Genomic DNA, 15,408 nt, shown 5'->3' on the forward strand with positions numbered 1-15,408 from the left:
ACCTCGGGGGGCAACGCCCGCCTCGCCCCGCGGGCCGCGCCCCCCCCCCCCCCGGCGCTCTCGCCCGGCGGCGCCGCCCCCCCCGGGGGGCCCGGCCCCCCGGCCCCGGCGGCGCCCGCAGTGATCAGCCGCCGTAGACCCGGTCGGCGGGCGGCGCGGCGATCGGGTACGCCGAACCGATCTCGCTGACCACGGTCGTCATGGCGGGCTGGACCCCGGCGGGGGCGGTGCCGGCCGGCCCGGGCTGTCCCGGCAGCACCGCGAGCTGCGCGGCGACGACGTACGGGTGGTCGGTGTCGGTGACCGCGAAGACGGCCCCGCTCTCCGCCTCGGCGAAGGTCAGACAGGCCTGGCCGTCGACGGTCACGGCGGGACCCGCGGTCACCGTGCCGACGTCGCTCAGGTCCGTCTTCGACCCGTCGCCGCCGGCGTCGCAGACGTCGGCGTCCAGCGGGCTCGTGGGCGCGTCCGACGTCTGCTTGACCCAGGTGCCGACCCGGTCCGCCGGCAGGTCCGGGGTCCAGTCCCGGGCGCCGGCGGCGTTGGACCTGACCCATTCGTCGGCCCCGATCAGGACGGCCTCCACCACCTCCGGCACGGCCGCCGCGCCGCCGTTCGGGCCGGGCGTCGCCGTCAGCGTGCCCGCGCAGCCGACGGGCGTGACGTGGACGTCCCAGACCCCCTCGGCGTACGAGACGGGGTTGCTGCCGATGGACGACAGCGCGTGTTCGACCGTCTTCTTCCGGTACGAGGTGACCTGGTCCGAGTTCGTCCCGGCCTCGGTGAGGATCTGCGCCGCGGTCAGCCCGCGCAGCCCGGCGGCCTTCGGGGTCGCGGCCGGGCCGCCGCGGGGCAGGACGAGGCCCTCGATGCCCGACCCGCCCGCCGGGCTCGGCGCGGCCGCGCCTCCGGCCGCCCCGGGGCCACCGGCCGGTGCTGGGAGCGGCGTGCCGGAGCACGCCGCGAGCAGGGCCAGGACTGCGGCGCCGGCCACGGCTCTGCCCAGCGCCCTGAGTGCGGTTTCCTTCATGGCGGCCATCCGTTCCCCTCAAGGTGGCGATTTTCCCGGCCGCTCCCTGCGCATCGCCCGGAATTCCGACGGCCGCGTCCAGGAAGGCGAACCCGGAAACCTCATACGTCACGGAGCTCTTGCATGCCGGGCACAGGAATCGGTTGCGGTTCCGAACCGGCGCCGTCCGTCGGCATGAACCGACCCGCCTCAGGCCTCGGCCTGGCGGATACGCCCTGCGGGTCGCTCACTCTGCCACTCCTCGAAAGGACGCCGGAACCCTGCGCCAAGTGTCAGGGTTCCGGCGGATGTGCGCGCCCCTCTTGAGCCATCGATATCGTTCTGATACTCGGTCAGGAATTTCTCCTGACCCCTTTTCTGAAGAAACGTTTCTTCGCTAACACCGAATGACTGCTCCCGGTCAATTTCCGAATACCTCATCCGGCCCCGGTTAAGCGCGCGATCGGGCGCAGGCGGGGATGGTCGGGGCCGAGGCACTCACGGAGGTACTCGTGGGCGCTGCCGGCCAGGCGGGCGGCCTCCTCGCCGTCCCCCTTCGCCGCCAGTACCTGGGCCAGGCGCCAGCGGTTCTCTCCCAGGGCGGGGTGGGGGCGGCTCTCGCCGTGGACCCGGCGGTGCAGGACCGCCGCCTCGTCGAGTGCGGCCTCGGCCTCGTCGTGCCGCCCGAGGGCGGACAGCACCATGCCGTACATGTCGAGCGCGACGGCGAGGCGGTGGGGCTGCTTCTCCGCGCGTTCCCGGCGGTAGGCCAGGACCGCGTCGGCGACGGCCGCCATCTGCGCCAACTGCCGGACGCGTAGCTGCTGGTAGGTCTCCGGACTGGCCTCCCAGCGGGACTTCAGCTGGTCGAGGTACTCCCGCATGACGTCCACCAGCGTCTCACTGGCGGCCATGATCACGTCGAGCCCCTCGACGTCCTGACCGGTCCCGGCCTTGCGGATCGCCGCGGCCAGGACTTCGCAGGCCGAGAGGCTGGGGCGGTCCTGGAGGAGGGAGAGCCGGGCGCGGTCCTGCCGGATCGCCACCTCCAGCACCTCCGCGCCGGCCGGCAGGTCCGAGCCGAAGCGGAGCAGCCCGGTCCAGGCGTGTTCGAGGTGGGTCTCGGCCACGTCCAGCTCGCCGGCCTCCAACTCGGTGAGGCCAAGTTCGCGGTGGACCTCCGCCTCGACGAGGAGGTCGGACACGGCCGGGGTGCGGGCCGACCTGATCGTCTCGGCCGCCGCGGACAACTCTCTTCTGGACGCGTCCAGTCGGTACCGCTCCCGGTGGATGGCGGCGGCCAGTCGGCGGGCGCGGACGGTCCCGCCCCCGGGCAGCGCGAGCGCCTCCTCGACGCTTTCGAGGGCCTGGTCGAACCGGCCCGCACCGTAGAGGACGCCGGCCATCAGCACCACCGCGTACACCGACGTGCCCGGCGCTCCACGGACCAGCGTCCGGCGCTGACGCAGGTACGCCTCGGCGGCGTCGTAGTCGCCCTGGGCCGCACGGAACCTCGCCAGCCGGTAGAGGAGCTCGGCAGCGGGCTGCACCACGTCGCCCTCCAGTGCCGGGTGTTGGAGCACCGTGTGGGCGTGCGGGAGGAGAGCCGTGCAGGCGGCCCAGCCCTCGCGGGGCGTCGGGTCGGGCGGGAAGCCTTCGAGTACGGCGCGGAGGGCGGTGGTCGCCCACTCCTTCCGCTCGTCGGACGTCATCCGCGCCCGGACGGCGCGCTGCAGGCCGACCGCCATGTGGAAGGACAGCGAACCGCGGCCGTCCGGAACGAGCCGCAGCAACCGCGCGGCGGACACCTGCTCCAACGCGTCGGGCGAGAGCGACGCTCCCCTCCGGTGGGAGGCGCGCAGGCCGTGGTTGACCAGTTCCACGGATATTCCGGCGAGGTCCAGGAACGCGCAGACCGCGAGGGCGTCCAGTGCCTCGCCGCCGAGTCCGGCGAGCAACGGACCGTAGTCGACCGGTGGTTCGGGTGCCGGCCGGGCCGGTTCCCGGCCGGCCCCGGTCCTCGGCGCCACCGCGGTGTCGGTGGCCCGGGAGAGCACGTCGGGCAGGGCGGCGAGGTCGTCCTCCGCCGCCTTCGTGGAGGCCGCGGAGCGCGGCTCGGACCGCCGTTGGTAGGCGGGGAACTGGAGGACGTGTCCGTCCAGCACGGCGCGTTCGGTGGTCACCACGCGGGAGGTGATCAGGACGCTGCCGTAGCCGTCGGGCGGCCAGCAGTCACCCAGCAGGGTGCGCGGTGACGTACCGGCCATCCAGCGCTCATGGTCGGGGAAGTCCCTGCCGAGGTCGTCGATGACGATCAGCCAGCCCGGGTGCTCGGTCAGCCACCGGTTCCGCTCGGTCGTGACGTCGCTTCCCGGCGGCGCGCCGTGCACGGCGGCCAGGCTGTCGAGGGACCGCGCGACCGTGTCGCGACTGCGGCCGTCCACCCACCACACCATCGTGTAGTCGGCGAGGTGGAGGTGCGCGTAGGCGAGCGCCACGGAGGTCTTGCCGGTGTGGTTCGGGCCTTGCAGCACGCAGAGCGAACGGCCGGCCGGCCGGACCGTACGGCGGGCTCCCGCCGCGGAGCCGTCGGGATGCAGGATGCGCTCGACCTGGACGAGCCGGCTCTCCCAGCCCGTCACGTCGGGCAGGTCGGGCGGAAGGTTGTTCCAGGCCGGCCGGGTCGCGTCGGGAGGGGGCACGGCGGTTTCCCCGCCCGCCGGCCTGCGCCGCTGCCACCAGCGCCGTTCCGGGCGGGGTTCGTCCGCACCGTTCAGGTCGGGGAACCACGCGGCGAATTCCATCGCCGCCCCGGGGATCACCATGGGCGACGCGTCCGGTTCCCGCTTCCGGGCCCGCTTCTTCGGCGTCGCTTCCGCCTGGGGTTCCACCGCCACCCGTGCCCCCGCCGCCCGTGCCCCGGCCGCCCGCGCCCCCGCCGGCAGGCTCACCGCCAGCCGTTCCGCCAGTGCCCGGTCGGCGCCGCCGAGGCCGCGGAGCACCTCCACCGCCACCTCGGCGAACGGGACGCTCTCCGCCGGCAGTCCGGCGCCGGTGCCCGAGCCGGCGTCGGCGTCGGCGAGCGCCGCCAGGGCGCGGAAGTCGAGCGTGCCGCCGAACGCGCCCGCCACCGACTGGGACACCCCGGCCAGCACGCGCAGGACCTGGGCGGACTCGCTGCGCGTCAGCGTGCCGAGCAGCCGCTCCCGCACGCCCGGGCGGAAGTCGTACAGCACCGTCTCCGGGTCCTCGCCGGGCCGTACCGGGGAGCGCCGTTCGAGCAGGCCGGACAGGTAGATCTCGGCGAGGTGCATGGCGGAGGAGTCGCGGAGCATCGCCGCCTGCACGTGCCGCATGACCGGCAGGCTGAGGGGCGCCGCGGCCAGGAGGCCGGCGAGTTCGTACGCCGTCGGGGAGGCCTCCCGCCGGAAGCGGGCGAGCAGGTGGGCGGGCGGTTCGTCGGCGGGCGGCGACGGCTCGGGGCCGGTCGCGTGCCCGTCCAGCGGCACGGCCAGGGCCGGCGTCCAGTCCGACGCCCGTCCGGACAGCATGCGCGCCCAGGGGGCGAGCCAGTCCGCCCGCAGTTCCAGGACGCCGGCCCAGGCCGTCCCGGGGGCGCCCCACCCGTCGTCCTCGGGCGCGTGGACGACCGTCGGCCGCTCCCCCGGCCGGAGGCGCGCGCGGGCCGGGACGGGCCGTAGGGCCGTGCGGTGCCAGTGGCGGCGCGGCAGCACCTGGAGGACGGTGACCGGGGCGTGCCGGCTCCACCCGCGCATGGCCGCGGGCAGCGCGCCGCTGTGCCACAGCGGGCCGACGCCGTCCGTGAGCAGCAGGATCACGCGGCGTCCGCGCGGGTCGGCGGTCAGGCCGAACTCCCGTCCCTGCGCGGTCGCGCCGCGCGGTGTCAGGGCGGGCGCCCCGTCGCGGTCGTGGACGGACCACACGCGTACGCGGTGGAACGCGCCGTGGCGGCGCAGCAGTGCGCCGAGGTCGTCGCCGAGGGCGGACCAGACGGCCATGGTCGGGCCGCCGTCGATGACGAGGTCGACGTCGAGCCAGCGTTCGGGGGCGCCGCGCCAGACCGGGAGGAGCAGCCCGGCCTGGCCGGAGGCGGAGACGGTGGCTTCCTCGTCGAGGACGAGTTCGCGGGTGGAGCGGACGGTGCGGCGCAGCGGGCGCAGGGCGCGGGAGAGGGCGAGGGTGCCGGTGAGTGCGGGCCGGGCGGGGCTGCGGACGGTCGCGGCGGGTGCGGCGCTCGCGGCGGGCGGGCCGGGTGCGGGCGGCAGGTGGAGGGGGATCACCGGCTCGGGCTCGGCGGGTCGGGGAGCGGGCGGACCCTGCGGAACGGGTTGCGGCGTCGTACCGCTCTCGGCCGCCGCCCGGTCCACCGCGGCCCGCAGCGCCGCGCTCCACGCCGCGGTGGCCTGCTCGTCCGCGGCCGGGTCGACGGCGGGCAGCGGCGGGAGCGCCAGCCCCGGGACCGGGCGGTCCTGCCGCGCGTCCGGCGGGGAGTCCGGGCGCAGCCCGCAGGCCCGCGCGAGCCAGAGCACGTCGGCCAGGTCGCGCGGGTCGGTGCTGCCCGCTGGCTCGGCGCCGTCGGCGGTCAGGAGGCGGCCGAGCTGGCGCAGGAGCTCCGGGGGGACGCGGGTGGCGGGCACCGGGGTGGCGGGCACGGTGGGGTCAGCGCTCCTCTAGCGAGCGCAGGAGGTCGCGGTCGAGCAGGCGCCGTCCGGCTTCGTCGTCCCACAGGCCGCGGGAGGCCATCAGGAGGGCGTTGAGCAGCTGGTCGTTGGCGAGGTCGGCGCCCTCCTCGTGCTGCTTGGCGAGGAAGCGGGCGATCAGCTGCTCGCGCACCGCGGCGGGGACGGCGGTCGGGCCGGCGAGGTGGGCGGCGACCATGCGGGCCAGCTTGTCGGGGCCCGGGCGGGGGATCTCCAGGCGCAGGCAGCGGCGGAGGAAGGCGGGCGGGAACTCGCGTTCCTCGTTGCTGGTCAGGACGACCAGCGGGAACTCCGTGCAGCGGACCCGGCCGCGGTGCAGCGGGGCCCAGCCCTCGTCGTCGGCGGTCATGACGCGGGCCTCCTCGTCGTCGAGGCGGCTGAGTTCGGGGATGACGAACTCGCCCTCCTCGAAGACGGTGAGCAGGTCGTTCGGCAGGTCGAGGTCGGCCTTGTCGATCTCGTCGACGAGCAGGACGCGCGGCCGGTCCCAGGGCAGCAGCGCGGTGCCGAGCGGGCCGAGCCGCAGGTAGGGGCCGATGCCGGGGGCGGGCCGGGAGCGGCCGTCGGCGTCGGCGGGGCGCAGTCCGGTGTCCTGGAGGCGGCCGATCGCGTCGTAGTGGTACTGGCCCTCCTGGAGGGTGGAGCGGCTGGTGATGGGCCAGTGCAGCACGGGGCCGAGGCGCAGCTCGTGCGCGACGCTGTGGGCGAGCGTGGACTTGCCGACTCCGGGCGGGCCGGTGACGAGCAGCGGGCGGCGCAGGTGCAGGGCCATGTTGACGAGGTGGATCTCCTTCTCGTCGGCCTGGTAGGCGGCGGCCTGGTGGGCGCGGCCGAGTTTGCGGGCGGCCACGGCCTCGGCCATCTCGGGCGGCGCGGGCAGGTCGGCGACGTCGTCCTCGCGGCGGAAGGAGCGCCAGGGAGGGGCGTCGGGGAGGTCGCGGATGCCGTCGTGCGGGGAGCCGGTGGACCGGTAGATCCACCAGTCCGGGCCGCCGGTGTCGTCCGGGGTGGTGGTCATGCGTGTGGTCCTTCCGGCGACGGGGCGGTCGAGGAGACGGGGGCGGAGACCGGGGCGGAGACGGGAACGGGGGCGCGGAACGGGGCCGGGGCGAGCCAGGCGGCGTGCCCGGGCTCGTCCCAGAGCAGGGTGAGGTGGTGGCCGAGGTCGCTCCCGTCGTCCTCCCTGGCCGCGCGGCGGCGGCGCTGGACGTGGGTGGCCAGGGCGGGCAGCTGGGTGGCGGACAGCTCGGCCAGCAGCACGTTGATCTCGGCCGGGCTGCCGGTGTCGTCGCGCCGCCAGATCATGACCGGGATGCCCTCGCGCACGGCGTCCTTGACGGCCTGGTGCCCGACCCCGCGCCGCTTCGGGTGGTAGGCGTACGGGAAGGACAGCGCGAGGATCGCGGTCTGCGGCCGGCTGTCCAGCCAGCGCCGGACGTCGCCCTTGGTACCGCCGAGGTGCAGGGCGCGCCCGGTGAGCTCGGCGTCGATCGGGGCGGTGCCGTCCGGGTGGACGATCCAGCCGGGCAGGTCGGCGACGGTGCCGGGGCCGCTGCTCTCCACCGTGGCCTCCAGGGCCCGCCACTTGTTCTTCCACGCGGTGTGCCAGAACGCGGACCTGATCCGGTCCAGCGAGCGGACCACGACCGGGAAGTGCATGCCGACGCGGTAGCCGTCCTCGTCCATCGGCCAGAGTTCGGCGGGGTGGCCGAGCAGGGACCAGGGCAGCAGGAACTCCACCCGCAGGCCGTCGGCGTTCGCCGCCGCGGCGGCCAGGTCGCCCCAGGTGGTCAGGTGCCGGCTGCCGTGCTGCTCCAGCGCGGAGCGGGGCAGGGGTTCGTCGCCCGCCCGTTTGGAGATCAGGCGCCAGGGCTGCTCGTCGGTGCTGTAGAGGGCGGCCTCGAACTCGTAGACGGGCTCGGCGTCGGAGCCGACCGGCGAGACGTCGTCCAAGGTGATCTGCAGGACCAGCGGATGGTGCTGGGCGGGGCCCGCCGCCTCCCGGGTCTGCCGCGCCGGGGCGGCCAAGTCGCGTTCGGTCAGGCCGAGTTCATGGGCGTGGCGCTTGACGAGGTCGGTCAGCAGGACGGCCTCCGGCCCGGGGCACGCCGCGGCGAGGCGGACGAGGAAGCGCAGCAGCAACGGGGGGCGGTCGTCCAGCCGGGCCTGGTTGAGGCGGCTCACCGCCTCCGGCAGGCCGTCCTGCGGCCGGACCGGGTGGGTCTCGCCGGGCTCGCACGCCGACTCCACGAGGTGCAGGACCCGGGCCGGCCTCGGCTGGGGGTTCAGCGAGCGCAGCGTCCACAGGAGGACGAGCTGCGCCTGCGGGTCCAGCAGTCCGGGCTTGACGACGGCGTCGACCGCGGCGTCCAGCCATCCGACGGCGGCGGTGCCGGGGCGTAAGGTCCGCAGGGACTCGCCGAGTTCGCTGAGCGCGTGGAACGGTTCGTGCCACTGGCGGCAGGCGCGGACCAGTTGCAGGAGGTGGTCCCGCGCCTGCGGGCCGTCCGGTACGACGAACGGCGCGGACGGCCCGAGCCGGTCCCGCAGGTCGGCCAGGAGCAGGTGGCGGCTCTCCGGCTGGTCGAGGTCGGGCACCTCGCACAGGAACGCGTGGAGCACGGCGTCCGTCTTGGCCGACCACGGCGTCCGGCCGCCCGGCCCGCACGGCGCCGGAGGGGCTCCCGGCGGGCTGTGGTGGCCGCCCAGCTTGGCGAGCCGGTGGAGCATTTCCCTCACGGACCGCCCTCCGGGTCGCTCGTCAGGGTGCGCAGCTCGTCGACGGCGGCGTCGCCGAGGCGCAGGAGCTCCAGCGCGTCCGTCACGGCGGCCAGCGCCGCGGCCGGGTCGCGGTGCCGCAGGCAGGCCTGCACCAGCTCCAGCAGGTGGTCGGTGGTGTGCGGGCGGTGGGCGACGTGCAGCGGGCCGGCGGCGAGGCTCTCCTCCGCCGTCCGCACGACGAGGAGGCGGAAGTCCGGGTCGTCCATGCCCGGGACGCGGAGCAGGACCGGCAGCAGGGCGCGCGCAGTGGGCAGCGGACGTTCCGCCACCCGTCCCGCGAGCCGCGCGTGCAGCGGATCGTCCGCGGGCAGCACGTCGGCCAGCGCCGACAGCGGCGTGAACCAGCCGCCGCGCACGCCGTCGAAGTCCCGGCTGCCCTTGAGGACGCCGCAGACGGCGCCGGAGTCGAGCCGGATCACCATGCCGCCGCTGAACCCGTCCCGGACCTCGTCCCCCGTCAGCCGCACGTACCCGGCCGCCGGTCCGGCGACGGTGAGCAGCAGCGAGTCCCCGTGGACCCCGGGCGTCGGGGTGTGCGGGGTGAAGCCCGCCACGAGGACGGCCGTGCCCGGGGGCGGGACGTCGGTGTCGAGGACGAGCGGTGACGGCGATTCGAAGGGCGCGGCGAGCGTGAGCAGGGCGAGGTCCGGAAAGGCGTGGAAGCGCCCCTCCCCCGGATCGGCCGGGAACCGCCGAGCCGGGCGGACCACCGGCGCCCGCCCGAACCACCCGTCCGCGGCCGGCTCGTCCACGGCCCGGCGCGCCACGTGTGCGGCCGTCAGCACCAGCCCGGGCGCCACCAGGAACCCGCTGCCCAGGAACGCCGCCCCGTCCCTCACCCCGACCGCGGCACCGCGCGCGGCCGGCCCGGTCACCGCTCGTCGCCGCCCTGCGGCACGAACCCGGCCCCGCGGCCGGCCCGCGCCGCCGCGACCCGGGCGGTGTCCCAGCTCATCCGGACGGTGAACGACGCCTCGCCGCCGGCCTCGGCCAGCACCCCGATCACGGCGCCGGACTTGACCGCGAGCTTGAGCCCGAACTCGACCTCCAGCGTGTCCGGAACGGCCGCCCCGGTCCCGCCGATGCTGTCCGCGGCCCACCGCCCGACGCTCTTCACCACCTCGCGCACCGCGTCCAGCCGCTGCGGCAACTCGGCGAGCGCCTTGGCGGCGGTGTCCCGCACCCCGGCGTCCCCGCCGGCCTCGGCCCGGTCCAGCACCGTCACCTCGGCGTGGACGTACGCGCCCTCGCCAAGATCCACCGTGATGACGTCCCCCATCGACAGACTCCCCTCCGTCCGGTTCAACGACAGAACTATAGGACGATCAGCCGATGGTGACTGCTGATCAGCAGACCTCGGGAGCCACCCGGACGTCCGCCGGGCCGTGCGGGGGCGGTGAACCCGCCCCCGTCGCGGGCGGTCACAGCGCCGGACGGGCCAGTGCGTCCGGTGCCATGCGGCCGGCCGTCGGCGACGGAGCGGTCAGTGGTCCGCCGGGCAGGGCGAGGGCGGCGAGGGCGCCGAGCAGGCAGACCGCCGCGGCCACGACGCTGGCCACGTGGAAGCCGGTCATGAACGAGTGCCGGACGGCGTCGAGCAGGCTCCGCTGCGACGCCGCGGGCGCCTGGGCGGCGATCCGGAGTGCGGCGCCGACCGACTGCCGGGCGGCGGCAGCCGTCGCCGGCGGCAGGCTGCCGAAGGACGTGGTCGCGAGGTGGTGCGCGTAGAGCGAGGTGAAGACGCTGCCCAGGACGGCGACGCCCAGGGTGCCGCCGGCCTCGCGGGTGGCGTCGTTGACGGCCGAGCCGACTCCGGCCTTGGCCGGGGGCAGGACGCTGAGGATCGACTCGGTGGCCGGTGCCGTGGTCAGGCCGAGCCCGAAGCCCATGAGCACCATCTGCCCGACGACGCTCGTGTACGAGCTGAACGTCGGCGAGGCCGCGATCCACCCGAACGAGGACGCCAGCAGCAGGAGCCCGGCCGTCACGACGGCGCGGGTGCCGGCGCGGGTGGCGAGGGCGACGCCGCCGACCGAGCCCAGGGCGAGGGTCGCGGCGACGGGCAGGATCCGCACGCCGGTCGACAGGGTGCCGTACCCGCGGACGAACTGGAAGTACTGCGTGACCAGGAAGATGAACCCGAAGAGCGCGAAGAACGCGACGGTGACGCAGCCGCTGGCGGCGGCGAACGCGGGCGTGCGGAACAGGGTCACGTCGATCATGGGCCTGGGGCGGGCGCGCTCGACCACGACGAAGGCCGCGGCCAGGGCGGCCGCGACGGCGAACCCGGCGATCGTCGCGGGGGCCGTCCAGCCGCGCACCGGCGCCTCGATGACCGTGTAGACCAGGGTGCCGATCGCGCCGGAGGACAGCACGAGACCGGCGGGGTCGAGCCGGGCCTCCGCCGGGGCGCTGGACTCGGGCACCCAGACCCACGCGGCCGCGAGGGCGATCAGGGCGACGGGGACGAGGGCCAGGAACACGGACGGCCAGGCGAAGTGCGCGAGCAGCAGCCCGCCGCAGACCGGGCCGACAGCCACGCCGAGGCCGGTGACCGCGCCCCACAGGCCGACGGCCTTGGCGCGCTCGCGCCGGTCCGGGAAGGTGTTGGTGATCACCGACAGCGTGGTCGGGAAGATGACCGCGGCGCTCGCGCCCATCAGCACGCGCAGGGCGATCAGCGCGCCGGGGCCGCCGGCCGTCGCGCCCAGCGCGCTCGCGAGCGCGAAGGAGGCGAGGCCGAGGAGCAGGGCGGGCCTGCGCCCGAACCGGTCGCCGAGGGAGCCGGCGGTCAGGACGAGCGCGGCGAAGGCCAGGTTGTAGCCGTCCACGATCCACTGCAGGTCGCGCGTGGTGGCGTGCAGCTGGCGGCTGAGGTCCGGCAGGGCGACGTTGACGATCGTCGTGTCGAGATTGATCGCGAAGGCGGCCAGGCAGACGGCGAAGAGGACGGCGCCGCGACGGCGGGGAACTGTGAGGGACATGGGGTGCCTCCGTACTGCCGGAGCAGCATGTTGACAGTGGGCACATTTGCGACGATTCCACTCAAAGTGGACAATGTCAACATGGAATCCGTGGAGACCGCCACAGGCATCGCCGAGCCCGCGCCCCGCCGGGGCTACCACCACGGCGGACTGCGGGAGGCCCTGATCGAGGCCGGGGTCGCGCTGGCCCGCACCGGAGGGCCGGACGCGGTGGTGCTGAGGGCGGCGAGCCGGGCCGCCGGCGTGTCCCACAACGCCGCCTACCGCCACTTCGCCGACCACGAGGACCTCATCGCGGCCGTCGGCGAGCGCTGCATGCACCACCTCGGCCGGCTCATGCTGGAGCGCGCGGCCCGGGCGACCGCACCGGACCCGGCCACCCGGGCCGGCGACCGGCTGGAGGCCATCGGCCGCGCCTACGTCGACTTCGCCCTGACCGAACCCGGCTGGTTCCGCACCGCGTTCTCCGGAGCCTCGCCGGGCGGCAAGCGGCTCTGCGCGCCCGAGCCGGAACCGCCGGCCGCCGAAGCCGCCGAAGCCGCCGAAGCCGCCGACCGAGACGTCCGAGCTGACCGAGACGTCCGAGCCGACCCGGGGACGGATCCCTACCTGATCCTGGGCGCAGCACTCGACGACCTGGTCGAGGCCGGGGCGATGCCCGCCGAGCACCGCCCCGGTGCCCAGTACGCCGCGTGGTCCGCGGTCCACGGCCTCAGCGCGCTCCTGGTCGACGGACCGCTGCGCACGCTGCCACCCGCGGAGGTCGAGTCCGCCACGGACGCCGTCCTGGCGGTCGTCGGACGCGGCCTGGTGACGCCACCGCCCCCGGCGGGCTGACGGCCGGACAGGTTCCGCCTCACCCGGCCGCGTCGGTCCTGTCGGTCCAGTCGGCCTCCGGCAGCCGGCTCAGCGCGTCGCGCAGCGCGGCCCTCGTCGTGATGCCCAGTTTGGGGAAGACGCGGTAGAGGTGCGAACTGACGGTGCGCGGGGACAGCCGGGTCCGCTCGCCGATCTCCTTGTTCGTGAGCCCGCTCGCGGCGAGGTCGGCGATCCGGCGCTCCTGCCAGGTCAGGGCCGCGGGTTCCGGGGCCGCCGGGCCCGAGGGCAGGCCGGCTTCGCGCAACTCGGCGCGGGCCCGGTTCTCCCACGCCGTCGCGCCGAGCCGGTCGAACTCCTCGGCGGCCAGCAGCAGCGGGGCCTGCCGGGCCGCCCGGGGCGCCTTCAGCTGCCGCAGCCTGATGCCGTGCGCCAGGCGGATCCGCGCCAGTTCGAAGGGGAAGTCCTGAGCCTCGGGGTACGCCTCGACGCGCGCGTACGTCCGCGCAGCCTCCGTCAGGTCGTCCGCGGTCATCGCGAGGGCGCCGTAGGCGGACAGGGCCAGCCGCGGGGACGCCTCCGGCAGGCCCGCGTCGCACGCCGCGAGCGCGTGCCGGCGCGCCTGCTCGCGGCGGCCGCTGTACAGCGCGGCCTCGGCCAGTTCGAGCAGCGCCCGCGGGGCGATCTGGTGGGCGTGGCGATCGAAGCTGCCGGGTGGCGTCATGCCGATGGCGTACAGGTAGGCCGCCTCGAAGTCGCCTTCGGTGAGCGCCGCTCCGGTGGCGATCGCCTCGGTGATCTGGGTGAGCAGGCCGACGCCGCGCGGACGCGCCCAGGCGTCCACGGCGGACTGCAGCTCGCGCGCCTCGTCGAGCCGCCCCTGCCGGGCGGCGAGCTGCCCGAGGCAGGCGCGGGCGTGGTAGGCGAGCAGGACGTGACCGTGCGCGGTGGCCAGGTCCAGCGCCCGCTGCGCCAGCCGGCGCGCCTCGTCCCACTCGCCGGAGTACATCCGGTCCAGCATCAGCATCCTCAGCAGGACCATGACGCTCGACACGGCGCCGGCCTCCTGCTCGCGCTCGACCGCGCCCCGCAGCTGGGTGCGGTACTGGTTCAGGACGTCGACGTGGGACGCGCAGACCCCCAGCCGCGCCAGGTCCCAGGGGGCCAGGTTCGCCGGATCGGCGAACGCCTGCTCCAGGCGCGCCCGCAGGCCGACCCCGCTGCGGGCCACGGCGCTCGCGTCGTGGTACATCGCCGTCAATGGGTGGATCAGGTCGCCGAGGGCGTCGAGGATGCGGTCCGTCCGCTGCCACAGGGCGGGGTCGCCCGCGTAGTGGGCCATCGTCACCAGGGCGTCCGCCGCGCGGGCCAGCGTCTCGTCACGGGTCAGGGTCTCGTCGCGGCTCAGGGTCTCGTCGCGGCTCAGGGTCCCGTCACCGGTCCGCGCCGCCCCGTCCGCCCGGCGCTCGACCGCCGCCGCGAGCCGCTGGAAGGCGGGCCGGACCGCCCCGGACTGGACGAAGTCGGCGTGGGCGGAGGTGAGCACGGCGGCCAGCGGCTCGGCCGCGCCGGGTTCCGGCTCCGAGCGGTGGAGCAGCCGCTGGGCCTCGTCCAGCAGCGCCGCCTGACCGGCCGTGTAGGCCGCGTCGCCGAGCCGCCGGGAGCGCTGCGCGGGGTCCTCGCTCAGCTCGGCCGCGCGGGTCAGCCAGCTGACGGCGGCCGCCGCGCCGCCGCGCCGGGTCGCGGAGCCGGCCGCCGCTTCCAGCGCCGCCGCCACGGACTCGTCGGGGTCGACGGCCGCCGCGGCCAGGTGGCCGGCGTACCGCTCGACGTCCGCCCGGTGCACCCGGGCCAGTTCGGCGTGCGCGGCGCGGCACTGCTCGGGCGTCGCCAGCTGGACGACGGCGGAGCGCACCAGCGGGTGGCGGAAGACGAAGTCGCCGCCGGCCGCGTCGACATCGAGCAGACCGGAGGCGGCGGCCTCCTCGACGCCGCGCATCCGGTAGCGCGTGCCGTGGTCGCCGCCGCGCTGCCGGCCGGCGGTGCCGTCGAGGGCGCCCCGCAGCAGTTCGGCACGGGTGCCGGGCTCCAGGCGCTCGATCCGTGCGGCGTAGAGGAGTTGGAGGCGCCGGGGCAGCGGGAGACCGGCGCCGCGCGGCAGACCGCCGCCGGGGTGCGGCGCGGCCGGGCCGGGCGGGAGCTCGTACAGCGCCAGCGGGTTGCCCCGGGCGTGGTCGAGGACGGTGCGGCGGGCGCGCGCGTCGAGCCGTGGACGGTGCAGCTCCAGGAGACGCTCGGCGGCCTCGTCGGACAGCGGCGCCACCGGCAGTTCCGGGAGGCGGGCGTCGTCGAAGCGGGAACGCTCGTCGGCCCGCAGGGCGATCAGCATCTTCACCGGACCGGCCGCCAGCCGGCGGGCGACGAAACCGCACACTTCGGCACTGGCGTCGTCCAGCCAGTGCCCGTCGTCGATCAGCAGCGTCAGCGGCCGTTCGGCGCCGGCCGGGGACAGCAGGTCGAGCACGGCGATGCCGAGGGCCATGACGGACGGCGGCTCGCTCGTGCCGTGCCCGAACACGACGTCGAGGAGCGCCCGTTGCCGCACGCCGAGGCGGGCGGTGCGGTCCAGCACGGGGTAGAGGCACTGGTGCAGCCCGGCGAACGGCAGCTCGGACTCCGCCTCGACCCCCGTGACCCGGATCAGTGCGTGCCCTTCCCGGCCGGCCAGCCCGGCCGCGTGGCCGACCAGGGCGCTCTTGCCCACGCCCGCCTCGCCCCGCAGCACCAGGGCCCGGCCCTCGGGCGCGGTCACGAACGAGGCCAGCGCGGCCAGTTCGCGCTCCCGGCCGATCAGGGGCACGCCCGAGGGGTCGGGGGCGCCGGGCCAGGGCCGGATGCCGTCGATGCGGAGCCTGCCATCTGCGGCCACGTCCCGTCCTTTACCACTGATCGGCGCTTGAAGTGCCTCCGACTGTCACACCGATGCAGCAATTTACACGTCCATTGCCATCCGATCATCGTGCTACTGCCTGGGCTCGGGCGCGCCGCGACGCGACGCGACGCGACGCGACGTGACGGGCGCCGCGCCTGAGACCGT

Annotated in this window: 9 protein-coding genes; 1 reads left to right on the forward strand and 8 read right to left on the reverse strand. The window is 75.9% G+C overall.

Annotated features, from left to right (window positions below):
• Positions 1-124: 124 nt before the first annotated feature.
• The 7 genes from ACFV4G_RS21850 to ACFV4G_RS21880 all read right to left on the reverse strand — a co-directional run bounded on the left by ACFV4G_RS21850 (position 125) and on the right by ACFV4G_RS21880 (position 11,495).
• Entirely contained in the window at positions 125-1,030 is a 906-nt protein-coding gene (locus tag ACFV4G_RS21850) for a hypothetical protein (RefSeq protein WP_380442842.1), read from the reverse strand.
• A 416-nt stretch (positions 1,031-1,446) separates the two neighbouring features.
• The gene (locus tag ACFV4G_RS21855) at positions 1,447-5,682 is read right to left on the reverse strand and encodes an SAV_2336 N-terminal domain-related protein (protein WP_380442844.1); all 4,236 of its coding nucleotides are present in this window, start codon (positions 5,680-5,682) and stop codon (positions 1,447-1,449) included.
• A gap of 7 nt (positions 5,683-5,689) precedes the next feature.
• Entirely contained in the window at positions 5,690-6,748 is a 1,059-nt protein-coding gene (locus ACFV4G_RS21860; protein ID WP_380442846.1) for an AAA family ATPase, read from the reverse strand.
• Complete coding sequence (locus ACFV4G_RS21865; RefSeq protein WP_380442941.1) at positions 6,745-8,460, reverse strand: hypothetical protein; 1,716 nt, start codon at positions 8,458-8,460, stop codon at positions 6,745-6,747. The genes ACFV4G_RS21860 and ACFV4G_RS21865 overlap by 4 nt, the downstream gene beginning before the upstream one ends.
• A 5-nt stretch (positions 8,461-8,465) precedes the next feature.
• Positions 8,466-9,350 carry a trypsin-like peptidase domain-containing protein gene (locus ACFV4G_RS21870; protein ID WP_380442848.1) on the reverse strand — a complete coding sequence of 295 codons (885 nt, stop codon included), beginning with the start codon at positions 9,348-9,350 and terminating at the stop codon, positions 8,466-8,468.
• A 32-nt stretch (positions 9,351-9,382) separates the two neighbouring features.
• Complete coding sequence (locus tag ACFV4G_RS21875; RefSeq protein ID WP_380442850.1) at positions 9,383-9,817, reverse strand: CU044_2847 family protein; 435 nt, start codon at positions 9,815-9,817, stop codon at positions 9,383-9,385.
• 115 nt (positions 9,818-9,932) lie between these two features.
• Positions 9,933-11,495, reverse strand: a complete 1,563-nt coding sequence (locus ACFV4G_RS21880; protein WP_380442852.1) for an MFS transporter — start codon at positions 11,493-11,495, stop codon at positions 9,933-9,935.
• 90 nt (positions 11,496-11,585) lie between these two features.
• Between ACFV4G_RS21880 and ACFV4G_RS21885 the strand changes: the two genes are divergently transcribed.
• Positions 11,586-12,332: a TetR/AcrR family transcriptional regulator gene (locus tag ACFV4G_RS21885; RefSeq protein ID WP_380442854.1), complete on the forward strand. Its 747-nt coding sequence runs from the start codon at positions 11,586-11,588 to the stop codon at positions 12,330-12,332.
• A gap of 19 nt (positions 12,333-12,351) precedes the next feature.
• Here the strand turns inward: ACFV4G_RS21885 and ACFV4G_RS21890 are convergent, their stop codons facing one another.
• Entirely contained in the window at positions 12,352-15,240 is a 2,889-nt protein-coding gene (locus ACFV4G_RS21890) for an AAA family ATPase (RefSeq protein ID WP_380442856.1), read from the reverse strand.
• Positions 15,241-15,408: the final 168 nt, after the last annotated feature.

This window comes from Kitasatospora sp. NPDC059747, from assembly GCF_042732955.1.
Classification (GTDB): Bacteria; Actinomycetota; Actinomycetes; order Streptomycetales; family Streptomycetaceae; genus Kitasatospora.

Bases quoted from the DNA above. Each gene is read 5' to 3' on its own strand.
- ACFV4G_RS21850 (WP_380442842.1), bottom strand. From the start codon at position 1,030: ATGAAGGAAACCGCACTCAGGGCGCTGGGCAGAGCCGTGGCCGGCGCC.
- ACFV4G_RS21860 (WP_380442846.1), bottom strand. From the start codon at position 6,748: ATGACCACCACCCCGGACGACACCGGCGGCCCGGACTGGTGGATCTAC.
- ACFV4G_RS21865 (WP_380442941.1), bottom strand. From the start codon at position 8,460: ATGCTCCACCGGCTCGCCAAGCTGGGCGGCCACCACAGCCCGCCGGGA.
- ACFV4G_RS21880 (WP_380442852.1), bottom strand. From the start codon at position 11,495: ATGTCCCTCACAGTTCCCCGCCGTCGCGGCGCCGTCCTCTTCGCCGTC.